Here is a 17,654-nt window from a genome sequence, read left to right as displayed (position 1 = left end):
AGAACACATAGCAAATGAAGAGGAGACCTGTCATGCCCGAAGTCCAGAGGATGACCCTGACGCAGTTCCTGATCGAGGAGCGCCGCCGCTACCCGGATGCCGGGGGCGGCTTCAACGGCCTGATTCTCAATGTGGCCATGGCCTGCAAGGAGATCGCGCGCGCGGTGGCCTTCGGCGCCCTGGGCGGCCTGCACGGCCGCGCCGGCGGCGCCGATGGGAACGCGCAAGGCAGCGGGGCGGCCATCAACGTGCAGGGCGAGATCCAGCAGAAGCTGGATGTGCTGAGCAACGAGACCTTCCTGCGCGTCAACGAGTGGGGCGGCTACCTGGCCGGCATGGCCTCGGAGGAAATGGAGGCGCCGTACCAGATCCCCGCGTCCTACCCGCGCGGCAAGTACCTGCTGGTGTTCGACCCGCTCGACGGTTCCTCGAACATCGATGTCAACGTGTCGGTGGGCAGCATCTTCTCGGTGCTGCGCGCGCCCGATGGCGCGGACGCCGTGACGGAGCAGGACTTCCTGCAGCCCGGCACGGCCCAGGTGGCTGCCGGCTATGCGCTCTACGGCCCCACCACCATGCTGGTGCTGACCGTTGGCAACGGCGTCAACGGCTTCACCCTCGATCCGAACCTGGGCGAATTCTTCCTGACGCACCCCGGCCTGCGCGTGCCCGCCGATACCCAGGAATTTGCCATCAACGCGTCCAACAGCCGCTTCTGGGAGGCGCCGGTGCAGCGCTATATCTCCGAGTGCATGGCCGGCAAGAGCGGCCCGCGCGGCAAGGATTTCAACATGCGCTGGATCGCGTCGATGGTGGCCGAGGCGCACCGCATCCTGATGCGCGGCGGCGTCTTCATGTACCCGCGCGATACCAAGGACCCGGCCAAGGCGGGCCGCCTGCGGCTGCTCTACGAGGCCAACCCGATCGCCTTCCTGATGGAGCAGGCCGGCGGGCGCGCCAGCACCGGCCGGCAGCCGCTGATGGCGGTGGCGCCGGGCGGGCTGCACCAGCGCATCGGCGTGATCTTCGGTTCGCGCAATGAAGTGGAGCGGATCGAGGAGTACCACGCCAACCAGTCCGATCCCGACCTTCCCAATCCCCTGTTCAACGAGCGCAGCCTGTTTCGCGCGTCCGCCTGAGGTGCACGGCCATGTCAGAACGCTATCCCATCATCGCCATCACCGGCTCCTCCGGCGCCGGCACCACGTCGGTGACCCGTACCTTCGAGAATATCTTCCGCCGCGAAGGCGTGAAGTCGGTCGTGATCGAAGGCGACAGCTTCCACCGCTATAACCGCGCCGAGATGAAGGTCAAGATGGCCGAGGCCGAGCGCACCGGCAATATGAACTTCAGCCACTTCGGCCCGGAGAACAACCTGTTCGGCGACCTGGAAAACCTGTTCCGCTCCTATGCGGAAACCGGCACCGGCATGCACCGGCACTACCTGCACAGCGTGGAGGAGGCCGCCCCGTTCGGGCAGGAGCCGGGCACCTTCACCGAGTGGGAGCCGTTGCCCGCCGACACCGACCTGCTGTTCTACGAGGGCCTGCACGGCGGCGTAGTGACCGACGAGATCAACGTTGCCCAGTATCCCAACCTGCTGATCGGGGTGGTGCCGGTCATCAACCTGGAATGGATCCAGAAGCTCTGGCGCGACAAGAAGCAGCGCGGCTACTCCACCGAGGCGGTGACTGACACCATCCTGCGCCGCATGCCGGACTACGTGAACTACATCTGCCCGCAGTTTTCGCGCACCCATGTGAACTTCCAGCGCGTGCCGTGCGTGGATACCTCCAACCCGTTTATCTCGCGCGAGATCCCCGCGCCGGATGAAAGCATGGTGGTGATCCGCTTCGCCAACCCGAAGGGCATCGACTTCCAGTACCTGCTGAGCATGATCCACGACTCGTTCATGTCGCGCGCCAACACCATCGTGGTGCCGGGCGGGAAGATGGAACTGGCCATGCAGCTGATCTTCACGCCGTTCGTGCTGCGCATGATGGAGCGCCGCAAGCGCGCCGCCCTGTAACCACCGCTGAGTTGCTAGGACAAGAAACATGAACGCACCCGAACGCATCGACTCCGCGGCCCGCTGCGCCAACGCGCTGCGCTTCCTGGCCGCCGACGCGGTGGAACAGGCGAAATCAGGCCACCCCGGCGCGCCCATGGGCATGGCCGAGATGGCCGAGGCGCTGTGGCGGCGCCACCTGCGCCACAACCCGGCCAACCCGGCCTGGCCGGACCGCGACCGCTTCGTGCTGTCCAACGGCCATGCTTCCATGCTGCAGTACGCGCTGCTGCACCTGACCGGCTACGACCTGCCGATGTCGCAACTGCGCCAGTTCCGCCAGCTGCACGCGGCCACACCGGGGCATCCGGAAGTCGACGTGACGCCGGGGGTGGAGACCACCACCGGGCCGCTGGGCCAGGGCCTGGCCAATGCCGTCGGCATGGCGCTGGCGGAGAAGCTGCTGGCCGCCACCTTCAACCGGCCCGGCTTCGACATCGTCGATCATCACACCTATGTCTTCCTTGGCGATGGCTGCCTGATGGAGGGCCTCAGCCACGAGGCCTGCTCGCTGGCGGGCACGCTCGGGCTGGGCAAGCTGGTCTGCCTGTACGACGACAACGGCATCTCGATCGACGGCGACGTCGCCGGCTGGTTTGCCGATGACACGCCGAAGCGCTTTGCCGCGTACGGCTGGCATGTGATCGCCGGCGTCGACGGGCATGATGCGCACGCCGTCGACGCGGCGCTGCACGCGGCCAGGGCGGAGCGCGACCGGCCCACGCTGATCTGTTGCCGCACCGTGATCGGCCAGGGCGCCCCGGCCAAGGCGGGCGGGCACGATGTGCATGGCGCACCGCTGGGCGCGGCGGAGATCGCCGCCATGCGCGAGGCGCTGGGCTGGGAGGCCGAGCCCTTCACCGTGCCGGCGGACGTGGCCGATGCCTGGGACGCGAGCGTCCAGGGCGCGGCGAGGGAGGCCGAATGGGAGGCGCGCTTCGCCGCCTATCGCGCCGCGCATCCCGAACTGGCCGGGGAGTTCCTGCGCCGTATCAAAGGCCAGCTGCCGGAAGGCTTCGATGCGGCACTGATGGCGCTGCTGGAAGCCCCCTCGACACTGCAGGGCAAGATCGCCACGCGCAAGGCCTCGCAGCTCTGCCTGGAGGCGCTGGCGCCGGCCTTGCCGGAACTGCTGGGCGGCTCGGCCGACCTCACCGGCTCGAACCTGACCAATGTGAAGGCTTCGGTCTGGGTCAACCATGAAGGGCACGGCAACTACGTCAGCTATGGCGTGCGCGAGTTCGGCATGGCGGCTGTGATGAACGGCGTGGCGCTGCACGGCGGGCTGATCCCCTACGGCGGCACCTTCATGACGTTCTCGGACTACTCGCGCAACGCCATCCGCATGGCCGCGCTGATGCGGCTGCGCGTGATCCACGTGCTGACGCATGATTCGATCGGCCTGGGCGAGGACGGCCCCACCCACCAGCCGGTCGAGCACGCCGCCAGCCTGCGGCTGATCCCCAACAACCGGGTCTGGCGCCCGTGCGACGGTGCCGAAACCGCCTACGCCTGGCAGGCCGCGCTGCAGCGCGAAAACGGCCCGACCTGCCTGGTCCTGTCGCGGCAGGCGCTGACGCCGTTCGAGCGCGATGCCGCCCGGCGCGCGGAGATAGCGCGCGGCGGCTACGTCTTGCGCGATGCCCCGGCGCCGCGGGTGGTGCTGGTGGCCACCGGCTCCGAAGTGGAGATCGCGGTGCGCGCCGCGCAGGAACTGGCCGACGCCGGCATCGCCGCGCGCGTGGTGTCGATGCCGTGCGTGGAGCTGTTCTACGCGCAGGACGCGGCCTACCGCGACACGGTGCTGCCGCCGGGCGTGCCGCGCGTCAGCGTGGAGGCGGGCGCCACCTGGTTCTGGCGCGGCGTGGTGGGCGAGGGCGGCGTGGCGCTGGGCATCGACACGTTCGGCGAGTCCGCTCCGGCGGAGGCGCTGTACCAGCACTTCGGGCTGACCCCGGCACACGTCGCGGCTGCCGCGCGCGCCTTGCTGGAGGGCAAGTCATGACTACTGCATCTACCGCATCCCTGCCTTGCGCCGCGGTGCTGATCGACCTGGACGGCACGCTGGTCGACAGCGCGCCGGACATCGTCGAGGCCGCCAACCGCATGCTCGCCGACCTCGACAGCGCGCCGCTGCCCTTCGATACGGTGGCCGGCTTCATCGGCCGCGGCGTGCCCAACCTGGTGCGGCGCGTGCTGGAGACCGCGCAGCTGGCGCCGCGAGTGGAGGCCGCCGAGGCCGAGGCGCTGTTCCATCGCCACTATGACGACACCAACGGCCGCCTGGGCTCGGTATTCCCGGGCGTGGAAGCGGGCCTGGCCGCGCTGCGGCGGGATGGCTACCGCATGGCCTGCGTCACCAACAAGCCGCGTGCGCTGGCGGCGCCGCTGCTGGCCATGACCGGCCTGGCGTCGTACCTCGACGTGCTGGTGGCCGGCGATTCGATCGCGCAGATGAAGCCGCACCCGGCACCGCTGCGCCATGCCTGCCGCCTGCTCGACGTCGAGGCGGCGCAAGGCGTGCTGGTGGGGGATTCGCCGGTGGACGTGGCCGCGGCGCGCGCGGCCGGCATGCCGGTCTGCCTGGTGCGCTACGGCTACGCCGGCCCCGACGGGCCCGCGGCACTGGGCGCGGATGCGCTGATCGACTCGATGGAGGCATTGCCGGTGCTGCTGACACCGGCGTGGCTGGCCCCCGCCGCCTGACATCCGGCGCAGGCCGGCAAAGATACCTGGAAAAGCAAACGGAGACATCATGACCATCAAGGTTGCCATCAACGGCTACGGGCGCATCGGGCGCAATGTGCTGCGCGCCCACTATGAAGGCGGCAAGCGCCACGACATCGAGATCGTCGCCATCAACGACCTCGGCAATGCCGCCACCAACGCCCACCTGACGCAGTACGACACCGTCCACGGCCGCTTCCCGGGCGAGGTCTCGATCGACGGCGATGCCTTCCGCGTCAACGGCGACCGTATCCGCGTGCTGGCGCAGCGCAGGCCGGCCGAGCTGCCGTGGGCCGAGCTGGGCGTGGACGTGGTGATGGAGTGCACGGGGCTGTTCACCAGCAAGGAGAGGGCATCGGCCCACCTGCAGGCCGGCGCGAAGAAGGTGATCATTTCCGCGCCGGGCGGCAAGGACGTGGACGCCACCATCGTCTATGGCGTGAACCACGGCGTGCTGAAGGCCACCGATACGGTGATCTCCAATGCCTCGTGCACCACCAACTGCCTGGCGCCGCTGGTCAAGCCGCTGCACGAGAAGCTGGGCGTGGTGAACGGGCTGATGACCACGGTGCATTCGTACACCAACGACCAGGTGCTGACCGACGTCTACCACGAGGACCTGCGCCGCGCGCGCTCGGCCACCATGTCGATGATCCCGACCAAGACCGGCGCCGCCGCCGCCGTGGGACTGGTGCTGCCCGAGCTGGACGGCCGGCTGGACGGCTTTGCCGTGCGCGTGCCGACCATCAATGTGTCGCTGGTCGACCTGTCCTTCGTGGCGGCGCGGCCGACCACCGTGGAAGAAGTCAACGGCATCCTGAAGAGCGCCGCCGAGGCCGAGCTCAAGGGCATCCTGGACTACAACACCGCACCGCTGGTCTCGGTGGACTTCAACCACAGCCCGGCCTCGTCCACCTTCGACGCCACGCTGACCAAGGTCAACGGCACGCTGGTCAAGGTCTCGGCCTGGTACGACAACGAATGGGGCTTCTCCAACCGCATGCTGGATACCGCGGTGGCGCTGGCCAACGCACGCTGAAGGGTGGCCATGATGAGCATTTCCCATGCTACGGACGCGCAACCGAAACCCGCGGCGCCGCACACGCTGGCGGCATTGCTCGCCGCCGGCGGGCTGGCCGGCAAGCGGGTCTTTATCCGCGCCGATCTCAATGTCCCGCAGGACGATGCGGGCCAGATCACCGACGATACCCGCATCCGCGCTTCCGTGCCCGCGATCGCGGCCTGCCTGCAGGCGGGCGCTGCGGTGATGGTCACCTCGCACCTGGGCCGTCCCGAGGAAGGGCAGCCGGACCCGCGCCACAGCCTGGCGCCGGTGGGCCGCCGCTTGTCGGAGCTGCTGGGCCGGCAGGTGCCGCTGCTGTCCGGCTGGACCGCGGGCGGCTTCCAGGTGCCGCCGGGACAGGTGGTGCTGCTGGAGAACTGCCGCGTCAACAAGGGTGAGAAGAAGAACAGCGACGAGCTGGCGCAGAAGATGGCCGCGCTGTGCGACATCTACGTCAACGATGCCTTCGGCACCGCGCACCGCGCCGAGGCCACCACCCACGGCATCGCCAGGTACGCGCCGGTCGCCTGCGCCGGCCCGCTGCTGGCCGCCGAGATCGACGCGCTGGGCAAGGCGCTGGGCCAGCCGGCCCGTCCGCTGGTGGCGATCGTGGCCGGCTCCAAGGTCTCGACCAAGCTGACCATCCTGAAGTCGCTGGCCGGCAAGGTCGATCAGCTGATTGTCGGCGGCGGCATTGCCAATACCTTCATGCTGGCCGCCGGCCTGAAGATCGGCAAGTCGCTGGCGGAAGTCGACCTGGTCGGGGATGCCAAGGCCATCATCGACATCATGGCCAGCCGTGGTGCCTCGGTGCCCATTCCCGTCGACGTGGTCTGTGCCAAGGAATTCAGCGCGACCGCCGCGGCCACCGTCAAGGATGTGAAGGACGTGGCCGACGACGACATGATCCTGGACATCGGTCCCCAGACCGCCGCCATGCTGGCCGGGCAACTGAAGGCCGCCGGCACCATCGTCTGGAACGGCCCGGTGGGCGTGTTCGAGTTCGACCAGTTCGGCAACGGCACCAGGGTGCTGGCCGAGGCCATCGCCGACTCGAAGGCATTCTCGATCGCCGGCGGCGGCGATACGCTGGCGGCCATCGCCAAGTACGGCATCGCCGACCGCGTGGGCTACATCTCCACCGGCGGCGGCGCGTTCCTGGAATTCCTGGAAGGCAGGAAGCTGCCCGCACTGGACGTGCTGGAACAGCGCGCCGCCAACTGACCCCGTATCACTGAGCATCGACTAAAGGAGCTTTACCATGGCACTCATTTCCTTGCGACAGCTGCTGGACCACGCGGGAGAGTTCGGCTACGGCGTGCCGGCATTCAACGTCAACAACCTGGAACAGATCCACGCCATCATGGAAGCGGCCGAGGAGACCAACAGCCCGGTCATCCTGCAGGCCTCCGCCGGCGCCCGCAAGTATGCCGGCGAGGCCTACCTGCGCCATATGGTGCTGGCCGCTGCCGAGACCCATCCGGACATCCCCATCGTGCTGCACCAGGACCACGGCTCCAGCCCGGCCGTGTGCCAGGCTTCGATCCGCTCCGGCTTCACCAGCGTGATGATGGACGGCTCGCTGCGCGAAGACATGAAGACGCCGTCGGACTACGACTACAACGTCGAGGTCACGCGGCGCGTGTGCGAGATGGCGCATGCGGTCGGCGTCTCGGTGGAAGGCGAACTGGGTTGCCTCGGCTCGCTCGAAACCGGCCAGGCCGGCGAAGAGGACGGCGTGGGCGCGGCAGGCACGCTGTCGCACGACATGATGCTGACCGACCCGGCGCAGGCGCGCGACTTTGTCGCCCGCACCGGCGTGGACGCGCTGGCCATCGCCATCGGCACCAGCCACGGCGCCTACAAGTTCTCGCGCAAGCCCACCGGCGACATCCTGGCAATGGACCGCATTCGCGAGATCCACGAGCAGATCCCCGACACCCACCTGGTGATGCACGGCTCCAGCTCGGTGCCGCAGGAATGGCTGGAGATCATCCGCCAGTACGGCGGCGATATCAAGGAGACCTACGGCGTGCCGGTCGAGGAGATCCTGCGCGGCATCAGGATGGGCGTGCGCAAGGTGAATATCGACACCGATATCCGCCTGGCCATGACTGGTGCGATCCGCAAGTCCCTGTCCGAGGACCGCAGCGAGTTCGATCCGCGCAAGGCGCTGCAGGCGGCCAAGAAAGGGGCGAAGGGCGTGGTGAAGCTGCGCTTCGAGGCCTTCGGCTGCGCCGGGCAGGCATCGCGGATCAAGCCGGTGGGGATGGAGAGGATGGCGGGGCTCTACCGCTAACGGCGCTCGCAGTACCACCGCCTCCCGCATACGCTCCCCTCTCCCGCCTGCGGGAGAGGGGTGGGGGAGAGGGCCGGAGCATCCACGCAGTGAAGCGCTTCAGTACTGCGAGCGCCTGCCCGGCCAACCGGCTGGTTCCGCCGACTACATCGACGCGGACAGTGGCACGCCTTCGTACAAATCGGTGCCCGTGCGCGTGGTGCGATCCGCGGTGACGTAGTTGCAGGCCCATATCGCATCAGGCGAATCACCGTGCAACGTGACCTACCTGTGGAGGAAAGTCCATCATGCCGACCCTATGTGAAATCTGCAATGCGCGTCCCGCCGTGGCGCGCGTGACCGTGGTCCAGGACGGCGAGCGCAAGACCATGTCGATCTGCGACTACGATTACCGCCAGTTGATGCGCCACCAGGAAATGCTCAATCCCTTCGACTCGCTGCTGGGCGGCGGCGGGTTGTCGCGCTTCTTCAGGGGGCTGGGAGGCGGAATAGACGAGGGCGAGCATGGCGGCTTCACCGCCGAAGTGCCGCGCGAATCCGTCGATGTTACCGATGCCTTCAGCGAGCAGACGCTGGAGCTGCTGCAGCGCGCCGCCGAGAAGGCGCACGAACTGCGGCGCAACGAGCTCGACACCGAGCACCTGCTTTATGTGCTGGCCGACACCGACGTCGGCACGGCGCTGCTCAAGGAGCTGAAGCTATCGCCGGAGGATATCCAGGGCTATATCGACCAGCACGCCCAGACCGGCACGGCGGGCGCTGACGCCTCGCTCGAAAAGATGAGCATCTCGCCGCGGTTGAAGAAGGTGTTCCAGTACGCCTTCCAGGCTTCGCGCGAGCTCGGGCATTCCTACGTCGGGCCCGAACACCTGCTGATCGGCTTGTCGATGGTGCCGGACAGCATTGCCGGCACGCTGCTCAGGAAGTACGGCGTAACGCCCGAGGCGCTGCGGCAGAAAGTGGTGAAGGTGGTCGGCAAGGGCGCGGAGGATGGCCGCGTCGATACGCCGACCGGCACGCCCACGCTCGACAAGTTCGGGCGCGACCTGACGGCCATGGCGCGGCAGGGCAAGCTCGATCCGGTGCTCGGGCGCGCGCTGGAGATCGAGAACACCATTGAAGTGCTGGCGCGGCGCAAGAAGAACAACCCGGTGCTGATCGGCGAGCCGGGTGTGGGCAAGACCGCGATCGTGGAAGGGCTGGCGCAGCGCATCGTCAACGGCGACGTGCCGGAGGTGCTGCGCGGCAAGCGGCTGGTGGAGGTCAACATCAACTCGATGGTGGCCGGCGCCAAGTACCGCGGCGAATTCGAGGAGCGCGCCAAGCAACTGATCGACGAGGTGACCGAGAAGAACGAAGAACTCATCCTGTTCATCGATGAGCTTCACACCATCGTCGGCGCGGGGCAGGGCGGCGGGGAGGGCGGCCTGGACATCGCCAACGTGCTCAAGCCTGCGCTGGCGCGGGGCGAACTGAGCCTGATCGGTGCGACCACGCTGAACGAATACCAGAAGCACATCGAGAAGGATGCGGCGCTGGAGCGCCGTTTCCAGCCGGTGCTGGTGCCGGAGCCGTCGGTCGAGCAGACCATCGTCATCCTGCGCGGGCTGCGCGACAAGCTCGAGGCGCACCACCAGGTCACGTTTGCCGACGATGCCTTTGTCGCCGCCGCGGAACTGTCGGACCGCTACATCACGTCGCGCTACCTGCCGGACAAGGCCATCGACCTGATCGACCAGGCCGCGGCGCGCGTGCGCATCGGCTCCACCTCGCGCCCCGCCGAAATCCAGGAACTGGAGGCCGAGATCGCCCAGCTCAAGCGCGAACAGGACTATGCATCGTCGCGCAAGCGCTTCGATGAAGCCAAGGGCTTCGAGGAGCGCATCGGCGGCAAGCAGCAGCAGCTCGACGAGAAGACCGAGGCCTGGCAGCGCAAGACCGGCTCGGAAACGCTCGAAGTCACGGTGGCGGCCATTGCCGAGGTGGTGTCGCGCCTGACGGGCATACCCGTGGCTGACCTCACGCAGGAGGAGCGGCAGAAACTCTTGCAGATGGAAGAGAAACTGCGTGAACGCGTGGTCGGGCAGGACGACGCGGTGGTGGCAGTGAGCGATGCCGTACGCTTGTCGCGCGCGGGGCTTGGCCAGCAGCATCGCCCGATTGCGACCTTCCTGTTCCTCGGGCCCACCGGCGTCGGCAAGACAGAACTTGCCAAGGCGCTGGCGGAAACGGTGTTCGGCGACGAGCAGTCGATCATCCGCATCGACATGTCGGAATACATGGAGCGCCACGCGGTGGCCCGGCTGATCGGCGCGCCGCCCGGCTACGTGGGCCATGACGAAGGCGGGCAACTGACCGAACGCGTGCGGCGGCGGCCCTACAGCGTGATCCTGCTGGACGAGATCGAGAAGGCCCAGCCGGATGTGAGCAACGTGCTGCTGCAGGTGTTCGACGATGGCCGGCTCACCGACGGCAAGGGGCGCGTGGTGGACTTCAGCAACACCATCATCATCGCCACCAGCAACCTGGGCGCATCGATCATCATGGGCAACCTTGAGCAGCCCGAGGGCAAGCGCATGCCTGAAGAAGACGTGCGCGAGGCCTTGATGAAGGTGCTGAAGGGGCATTTCCGGCCCGAGTTCCTCAATCGTATCGACGACATCATCGTGTTCCATGCGCTGTCGCGCGACAACATCCGCTCGGTGGTGCAGATCCAGCTCGATCGCGTGGTGCGCACGGCGGCGGCACAGGACATCACGGTGAAGGTGGACGATGGCCTGCTCGACCACCTGGTCGAGGTCGGCTACCGGCCCGAGTTCGGTGCGCGCGAGCTGAAGCGCCAGATCCGGCAGGAAGTCGAGACCCGGCTGGCCAGGGAGATCCTGGGCGACAAGCTGAAGTCAGGCGACAGTGTCGGACTCGGCTATGACAAGACCAATGGCGAGGTGGTCATCAGCCAGCTTTAGGAGACCCGCTTTAGGAGACCCGCTTTAGGAGACCCGACATGCAGCAGTTCGACTTCTACATCAACCCGAAGCGGCCGACGCTCGGCCTCTACGTGCGCAAGGGCGCGGGATTGCCCGACCTGGCGGATGCCAGCCAGTGGCAGCTTGAAGGCCACGTCTGGGAGAACGAGCTGGCGCCGGACGTCCTGAAGGGGCTGGAGGCCAATGGCCACGCCTTCCAGGAACTGGGCGGCTGAACGGTGAGGGGCCGTGGCCGGCGTGGCCACGGTCCGGTTGAAAGCGGTGCTTCGTTCTCCTATTGTTGTTGTTCAAATCGCATGACATTCGAACCGATGCCAGATACCGCCGCCGAGCCGCAAGCCGTCTGCAGTCCCATCACCCGTAGCGCGATATTCATCGTCGCCACCCTTTCACCCGGCGCCGCGCACGCCGACACCGTGCGGGCGTGGTGCGCGGACGTGGCCGCGCTGGTTCGCGCCGTAGGCAAGCGCGTCCAGGGCGGCAACCTTTCATGCATCTGCGGCTTTGGGTCGGATGCCTGGGACCGGCTGTTCGGACAGCCGCGGCCGGCCTCGCTGCATCCTTTCCGCGAGTTCGGCACCGGCGCGCGCCGTGCCATGGCCACGCCGGGCGACCTGCTGCTGCATATCCGCGCGGACCAGATGGACCTGTGCTTCGAGCTTGCCACGCAGCTGATGGCGCGGCTCGGCGACGCCGTGACGGTGGTCGATGAAGTGCACGGCTTCCGCTACTTCGACATGCGCAGCATGGTGGGCTTTGTCGACGGCACCGAGAACCCCGAAGGCAATGATGCCGTCCGCTTCACCATCATCGGCGCCGAAGACGCGGCGTTTGCGGGCGGGAGCTATGTGCTGACGCAGAAGTACCTGCACAACATGGCCGCCTGGAACGACCTGACCGTCGAGGCGCAGGAAAAGATCATCGGCCGCACCAAGCTGTCGGACATCGAGCTCGACGATGCGGTCAAGCCGTCCTGGTCGCACAGCGCGCTGACGACGCTGGTCGAGAACGGCGAGGAAGTGAAGATCCTGCGGGACAACATGCCGTTCGGGCAACCGGGCAAGGGCGAGTTCGGTACCTTCTTTATCGGCTACGCCCGCTCTCCCGCGCCGGTCGAGCAGATGCTCGAGAACATGTTCGTGGGGCGCCCGCCCGGCAACTATGACCGGCTGCTGGATTTCAGCGAGGCGGTCAGCGGCAACCTGTTTTTCGTGCCGTCCGCCTCGTTGCTGGAGGCCCTTGCGGAACGCCGGCCGGATGCCGCCGGCGCGGGGTGCGGTCCATCGGGGAGTACGGGCCTTGCTGGCCCATGATGCCATCGAGTTTCCCCCGCTCCTCCATTCTCCGGTTCGCGACGCCCCGCACGCCCGGCGCTTGCGCATTCGCACCCAGGCGCCAATGCTTGTTGCTATACCCACCTCGCGGAGCAACGTCATGGACACCAGAAGCGAACTGCAAGCCACCGTCGACGCCATGGTGCATGGCGCCAAAGGCCTGCTGGCCGCCGACGAAAGCGGGCCGACCATCGCCAAGCGGTTCGATCGCATCGGCGTGGCATCCAACGAGGAAAGCCGCAGGGCGTGGCGCAACCTGCTCCTGTCCACGCCGGGACTGGCCGAGTTCATCAGCGGCGTGATCCTGTACGAGGAGACGCTGGGCCAGCGGGCCGACGATGGCACGCCGCTGCCGGAACTGGCCGCGCGCCAGGGCATCGTGCCCGGCATCAAGGTGGACAAGGGCAAGCTCGCGCTTGCGCATGCACCCGGGGACGAAATCACCGAGGGCCTCGACGGGCTGGCAAAACGGCTTGCCGGCTATCGCCAGCAGGGCGCGCGCTTTGCCAAATGGCGCGCGGTCTACAACGTCTCCGACCGGCTGCCGGGCCGGCTTGCCATTCGCGCCAATGCCGAGGCACTGGCGCGCTATGCCGCGATCTGCCAGGAGGCAGGCATCGTGCCCATCGTCGAACCCGAGGTGCTGATGGATGGCGCGCACACCATGGCGCGCTGCGCGGAAGTCACCGAAGCCGTGCTGCATGAGGTGTTCGACGCCTTGCAGCAACATGCGGTGGTGTTCGAGCACATGCTGCTGAAGCCCAGCATGGTGCTCCCCGGCAAGGATGCCGGACAGGCAGCGCCGGCAGAGGTAGCCGCGCAGACCCTGAAGGTGCTCAGGCGCACCGTGCCCGCCGCCGTGCCAGGTATTTTTTTCCTGTCCGGCGGCCAGACGCCTGCCGAAGCCACGGCCAATCTCGACGCGATGAACCGGCTGGGCCCGTTGCCCTGGCGGCTCAGCTTCTCCTACGGGCGCGCCTTGCAGGAGCCGCCATTGCTGGCGTGGCGCGGCGAGCCGGCCAACGCGGCGCTGGCGCAACGGGCGCTGCTGCAGCGCTCGCGGCTCAACGCCATGGCGTGCCTGGGACAATACGAAGCGGCGATGGAGAACGCCGCGGCCTGATCACTGCGCAAGGCGCCGGCAAGTCCGCCCTCCGACCGCCGCATGGCCGGCGGCCTGCCGGGCCGTTTTTGCCATTCGATTGAAAGATCTTCTCGCCGCCGGCCGGGCGCGCGTGTGACGCCTCCAAGCAAGAACTACCCGGCCCTCCGCTTCTGCAACGCGGAACATATTTCGCGCTCCACATCCGTCTCATCACCTGCGCGCTGGCATGCCGAATGCAGACGCAGGCACCGGGGATATCCCGCCGGGCCGGTCCCGCTGGCGCTATCCCGTCCCCCCAGGAGACACCGTGGAGAAGACAAATGTCAACCGACATGCAAAGCAGAGTTTTGCCAGTGACCTTCAAACTGGCACCCGTCGTTGTTGCGACCGCGGCCGGCCTTGTGCTGACTGCCTGTGGCGGCGGCGGTGGTGACGACGACCATCCCCCGCCGGCAAAGACCCCGGTGGCATGCCAGAACCTGCCGGGCAAGACCGTCCCGTCAGGCAGCATCGGCCTGCCCACCAAGGGCGCAACGGTTGCCGAGGCCGACATGGTGCCGGCGACCGGCGGCGGCCAGCTGGGCACTGGCGCATATTGCAAGGTGACCGGGACCATCGCACCCGTCGATCCGACGGCGCCACCGATCCGGTTCGAAATCAACATGCCCGCCAGCTGGAACCAGAAGGTGGTGATGTTCGGCGGCGGCGGCTATGACGGCACCATTCCCAACACGGCAGGCAATGTGCCGGCCGGCCCGACCGACCAGCCTTCGCCGCTGGCGCGCGGCTATGCCACCTTCGCCAGCGATTCCGGCCACCAGGCGGGCGCGCTCGGCAGCCGCGACGGCTCGTTCGGCACCAATGACGAGGCGCTCAGCAACTACGCCAGCGATGCACTGAAGAAGACGCGCGACGTCGCGATCGCGCTGATCCAGATGCACTACCAGGCCGATGGCCCGAAGAAGGCCTACTTTGCCGGCGGATCGACCGGCGGCCGCGAGGCGCTGGCCGTGGTGCAGCGCTGGCCGCAGGACTGGGATGGCGCCATCGTGCTCTATCCCGCCTGGAACGCCGCCAGCCTGAACCTGCAGTTCGGCCGCATCACCCGCGCGCTGGCCGCGCCGGGCGCCTACCCGAACCAGCCCAAGCGCAAGGTGCTGTACGACGCCGCCATTGCCGCGTGCGACAACCTCGACGGTGTCAACGACGGCCTGATCAGCAATGTCGCCGCCTGCAATGCCAGCTTCGACCCGTCCACGGCCATGCTCAATGGCCAGCCGGTCCGCTGCGCCAACGGTGCCGACACCGGCGACACCTGCCTGTCCGACGCGCAGATCAACGCGCTGCAGGTGTACAACTCGCAGATCGTGTTCGGCTATGCGCTGGGCAGCGGCGAAACGCAGTATCCGGGCTTCAACGTCTGGGGCGCCGACCTCGGCATGTCCGGCAACGCATCCGTCCAGCCGACGGTCATTGCGCTGGCGCTCAACCTCGATGCCCCGGCCAATCCGATGCCGGCTACCGCGCCATACCTGAGCGTGTTCTGGGACCAGTGGGTGCGCTACTTCGTCACGCGCGATCCGACCTTCAACTCGCTCACGCTCGACCCCCAGAACCCGGGACCCTGGCAGGACCGCATCAGCCAGCTTGCCGGCCTGCAGGACATCAACAAGACCGACCTGTCCGCGTTCATGAACAAGGGCGGCAAGATCCTGATGGCGCACGGCATGTCCGATGCGCTGGTCAGCACGCGTGCGACGGAGGACTACTTCACGCGGGTACAGGGCGCGATGGGCGCGGGCAATGTCAGCAACTTCATGCGCTACTACGAGATCCCGGGCTATGGCCACTCGGTGAGCTCGGTGTTCAATGCTGCGTGGGATTCGCTGACGGCACTGGAGCAGTGGGTCGAGCAGGGCACCGCGCCGGCTTCGCTGACGGTGACCGACACGGTCGGCGTGCCGGGCCGCACGCGGCCGCTGTGCGAGTACCCGACCTGGCCGAAGTACAACGGCTCCGGCGATGTCAACGTGGCAGCGAGCTTTACCTGCGCGACGCAATGATGCGGAGGCAGGCGTAGCAGAAAGGGGCGAGCCCGGGCGGCTCGCCTTTTTCGATTCCTGCCTTACCCGTTATCGGGCGCGGCGCATTGACTGCGCAAGCTCGCCGTATCCCCGTGCTGCCAGCGATTGCGCGGCACCCAGCCGGTCGCGCGCTTCCCGGTTCTGGCTCAGCTTGACCTTGCCCTGCAGCGAGGTGAGCGCTATCTCGATGCCGACGATATGGCGCAGCAGGCCGTCGATGAATTCGGGCGCGGAATCGCCCATCTTCCATGGCATGGGTTCGTCCGCCTCATGGCGGCGCGTCAGGCGCGCGACAATGCGCCGGGCGAAGCGTTCGTCGTCATGCACGGTGAGCATGCCGTGCGCGTGTACCACCTCGTAGTTCCAGGTCGGCACCTGGCGGTGCGCCTCGTGCTTGCTCGGGTACCAGTTTGGCGAGATGTAGGCCTCGGCGCCCCGAAAGACGACCATGACCGGCGTGCCGGCAGCGCAGTCCGGGCAACTTGCCTGGGACCCTACGCAAAGGCCTCCGGAAAGCTGCTGCCACGGCTTCGTTGACACAACGGCCGTCTTTTTCTATTTTTTTTGCAGGGCGACGGGTCGCCCTGTATGCGTCGATGAGTCCGATACTGGAGCAGCAAATTCGGACGTTCTGCAATGTTGCTTAAGTGACCATTCGTGATGCCTTGCTATTTGGGAGCGCACCATGTCAAAGGTTGCATATAGCTCTGTCGACGCGCGGCAGGCCTTGCGGCAAGAGCGCGCAATCGAAGAGTCCCGCAAGCGCGTTCGCGCACAGATCGCACGTATCCGGCATATTCGGGCAGAGGGTGGCAGCCCGGACATCGCATATCGTGTTCTGAGGTATTTGCGTCACTCAGTAAGACAACTCAGGGAAAATCGCGACCTGCTGGCACGCGCCCTGGGCGCTGACGGGCACGATCGTGTTCAGCTTGCACATGAGATCTCCGGTACGGCTCATCGTCGTCCCCGCGGCGTTCCGACAAGCCGCAGCCAGATGCGACCGCCGGAAGTGGTGGTGTGAATCGGCATGTGCCAGACAACGTGATCACGGCAGTTGACTGGCAAACCGACGGGTGCCCTCCAAGAGGCAGTCATACTGCCCCCGGAGGCAAGCCCAGGTCTATGCGGCGCCGCAGTAGCGTCAGGCGAGGGCCAACACGCGGCGAAGGCAGCGGGAACAATCATCCACTGCGGAGAAGCGGAGAACCGATCCCGGCGTCGGCAAGACTAACGGGGAGCAACCGCAGGAGACCAGCATGTCTCACGTCACTTATCCCAACGAAAGTGCCGAATACCGCAAGGCGCGCAGCGCACTGCTTGAAGAGGAGATGGCGTTGCGAAGGCATATCGAGGCTGTCGCCGCGCAGCGCCGCGCGCTCCCGCCCGGCGGCGAAGTCCCGCAGGACTACCGGTTCGAGCGGATCGGCGCGAACGGCATGCCCGAGACGGTCGCAATGTCCAGGCTGTTCGGCCCGCATCGCACCCTGATCCTGTACAGCTTCATGTATGGCCCGGACCGCGACACGCCGTGTCCGATGTGCACGCTCTTGCTCGACTCCGTCAACGGCGCTGCCAGGCATATCGGCCAGCGTGCGGCGCTCTATATCGTCGCCAAGTCGCCGATCGCGCGGCTGGTCGCGTGGGCGCGTGAACGGGGATGGGCACATCTCCAGTTCCTTTCGACCGCAGGCAACAGCTACAACGCCGACTATTTCGGCGACTCGACGAAGCTGCCGGCGGAGATTCGGGCGTTGAGCGGCGGGAAGCCGGGCGAGGAATGGGACGACACCGCGTTCAACGTATTCCGTCTGGACAATGGCACGGTCCGCCACTTCTGGGGCAGCGACCTTACCTGGGCGCCAACGGAGGCTGACACGGACCATCGATCCGGCGACGCCGTCAGTGCGCTTTGGGGCCTGCTCGACATGACGCCCGAGGGACGTGGTCAGTTCATGCCGAAGCTCGCCTACTGAGGCGATGCCAA

At 67.1% G+C, this 17,654-nt stretch carries 12 protein-coding genes and 2 pseudogenes; 13 read left to right on the top strand and 1 reads right to left on the bottom strand.

Annotated features, from left to right (window positions below; translation table 11 throughout):
- Positions 1-32: 32 nt before the first annotated feature.
- From JTE92_RS07150 to JTE92_RS07095, 12 genes and pseudogenes are all read left to right on the top strand, one after another.
- Positions 33-1,139 carry a class 1 fructose-bisphosphatase gene (locus JTE92_RS07150; RefSeq protein ID WP_063239144.1) on the top strand — a complete coding sequence of 369 codons (1,107 nt, stop codon included), beginning with the start codon at positions 33-35 and terminating at the stop codon, positions 1,137-1,139.
- Between the two features lie 11 nt (positions 1,140-1,150).
- Positions 1,151-2,029, top strand: a complete 879-nt coding sequence (locus JTE92_RS07145) for a phosphoribulokinase (protein ID WP_063239145.1) — start codon at positions 1,151-1,153, stop codon at positions 2,027-2,029.
- Between the two features lie 28 nt (positions 2,030-2,057).
- Positions 2,058-4,073, top strand: a complete 2,016-nt coding sequence (gene tkt, locus JTE92_RS07140) for a transketolase (RefSeq protein ID WP_063239146.1) — start codon at positions 2,058-2,060, stop codon at positions 4,071-4,073.
- On the top strand, positions 4,070-4,774 hold the full coding sequence (gph, locus tag JTE92_RS07135; RefSeq protein WP_063239147.1) for a phosphoglycolate phosphatase: 705 nt from the start codon (positions 4,070-4,072) through the stop codon (positions 4,772-4,774). Before tkt ends, gph begins: the two co-directional genes overlap by 4 nt.
- A gap of 49 nt (positions 4,775-4,823) precedes the next feature.
- The gene (gene gap / locus JTE92_RS07130; protein ID WP_063239148.1) at positions 4,824-5,834 is read left to right on the top strand and encodes a type I glyceraldehyde-3-phosphate dehydrogenase; all 1,011 of its coding nucleotides are present in this window, start codon (positions 4,824-4,826) and stop codon (positions 5,832-5,834) included.
- A gap of 9 nt (positions 5,835-5,843) precedes the next feature.
- Positions 5,844-7,082, top strand: a complete 1,239-nt coding sequence (locus tag JTE92_RS07125) for a phosphoglycerate kinase (protein ID WP_084254597.1) — start codon at positions 5,844-5,846, stop codon at positions 7,080-7,082.
- 37 nt (positions 7,083-7,119) lie between these two features.
- Positions 7,120-8,157, top strand: a complete 1,038-nt coding sequence (fba, locus tag JTE92_RS07120) for a class II fructose-bisphosphate aldolase (RefSeq protein WP_063239149.1) — start codon at positions 7,120-7,122, stop codon at positions 8,155-8,157.
- A gap of 287 nt (positions 8,158-8,444) precedes the next feature.
- Positions 8,445-11,120, top strand: a pseudogene (locus JTE92_RS07115) (ATP-dependent Clp protease ATP-binding subunit); the annotation flags it as partial.
- A 41-nt stretch (positions 11,121-11,161) separates the two neighbouring features.
- On the top strand, positions 11,162-11,359 hold the full coding sequence (locus JTE92_RS07110) for a hypothetical protein (protein ID WP_063239150.1): 198 nt from the start codon (positions 11,162-11,164) through the stop codon (positions 11,357-11,359).
- A 96-nt stretch (positions 11,360-11,455) separates the two neighbouring features.
- A complete protein-coding gene (locus JTE92_RS07105) occupies positions 11,456-12,457 on the top strand; it encodes a Dyp-type peroxidase (RefSeq protein WP_063239385.1) in 1,002 nt (333 codons plus the stop codon).
- A 121-nt stretch (positions 12,458-12,578) separates the two neighbouring features.
- The gene (locus JTE92_RS07100; protein WP_116386929.1) at positions 12,579-13,601 is read left to right on the top strand and encodes a class I fructose-bisphosphate aldolase; all 1,023 of its coding nucleotides are present in this window, start codon (positions 12,579-12,581) and stop codon (positions 13,599-13,601) included.
- A 314-nt stretch (positions 13,602-13,915) separates the two neighbouring features.
- The gene (locus JTE92_RS07095) at positions 13,916-15,646 is read left to right on the top strand and encodes a tannase/feruloyl esterase family alpha/beta hydrolase (RefSeq protein ID WP_169834819.1); all 1,731 of its coding nucleotides are present in this window, start codon (positions 13,916-13,918) and stop codon (positions 15,644-15,646) included.
- Positions 15,647-15,715: 69 nt separating this feature from the next.
- On the opposite strand, the pseudogene JTE92_RS07090 reads toward JTE92_RS07095, so the two are convergent.
- A pseudogene (locus tag JTE92_RS07090) lies at positions 15,716-16,129 on the bottom strand (FMN-binding negative transcriptional regulator); the annotation flags it as partial.
- A gap of 797 nt (positions 16,130-16,926) precedes the next feature.
- On the opposite strand from JTE92_RS07090, the gene JTE92_RS07085 reads away from it, so the two are divergent.
- Positions 16,927-17,643, top strand: a complete 717-nt coding sequence (locus JTE92_RS07085) for a DUF899 family protein (RefSeq protein WP_063239152.1) — start codon at positions 16,927-16,929, stop codon at positions 17,641-17,643.
- The last annotated feature ends 11 nt before the right edge of the window (positions 17,644-17,654 follow it).

It is taken from the genome of Cupriavidus oxalaticus (genome assembly GCF_016894385.1).
Taxonomy (GTDB): Bacteria; Pseudomonadota; Gammaproteobacteria; order Burkholderiales; family Burkholderiaceae; genus Cupriavidus; species Cupriavidus oxalaticus.
Note: the sequence above shows the minus strand (reverse complement) of the source record. Positions and strands in the feature narration are given on the sequence as shown.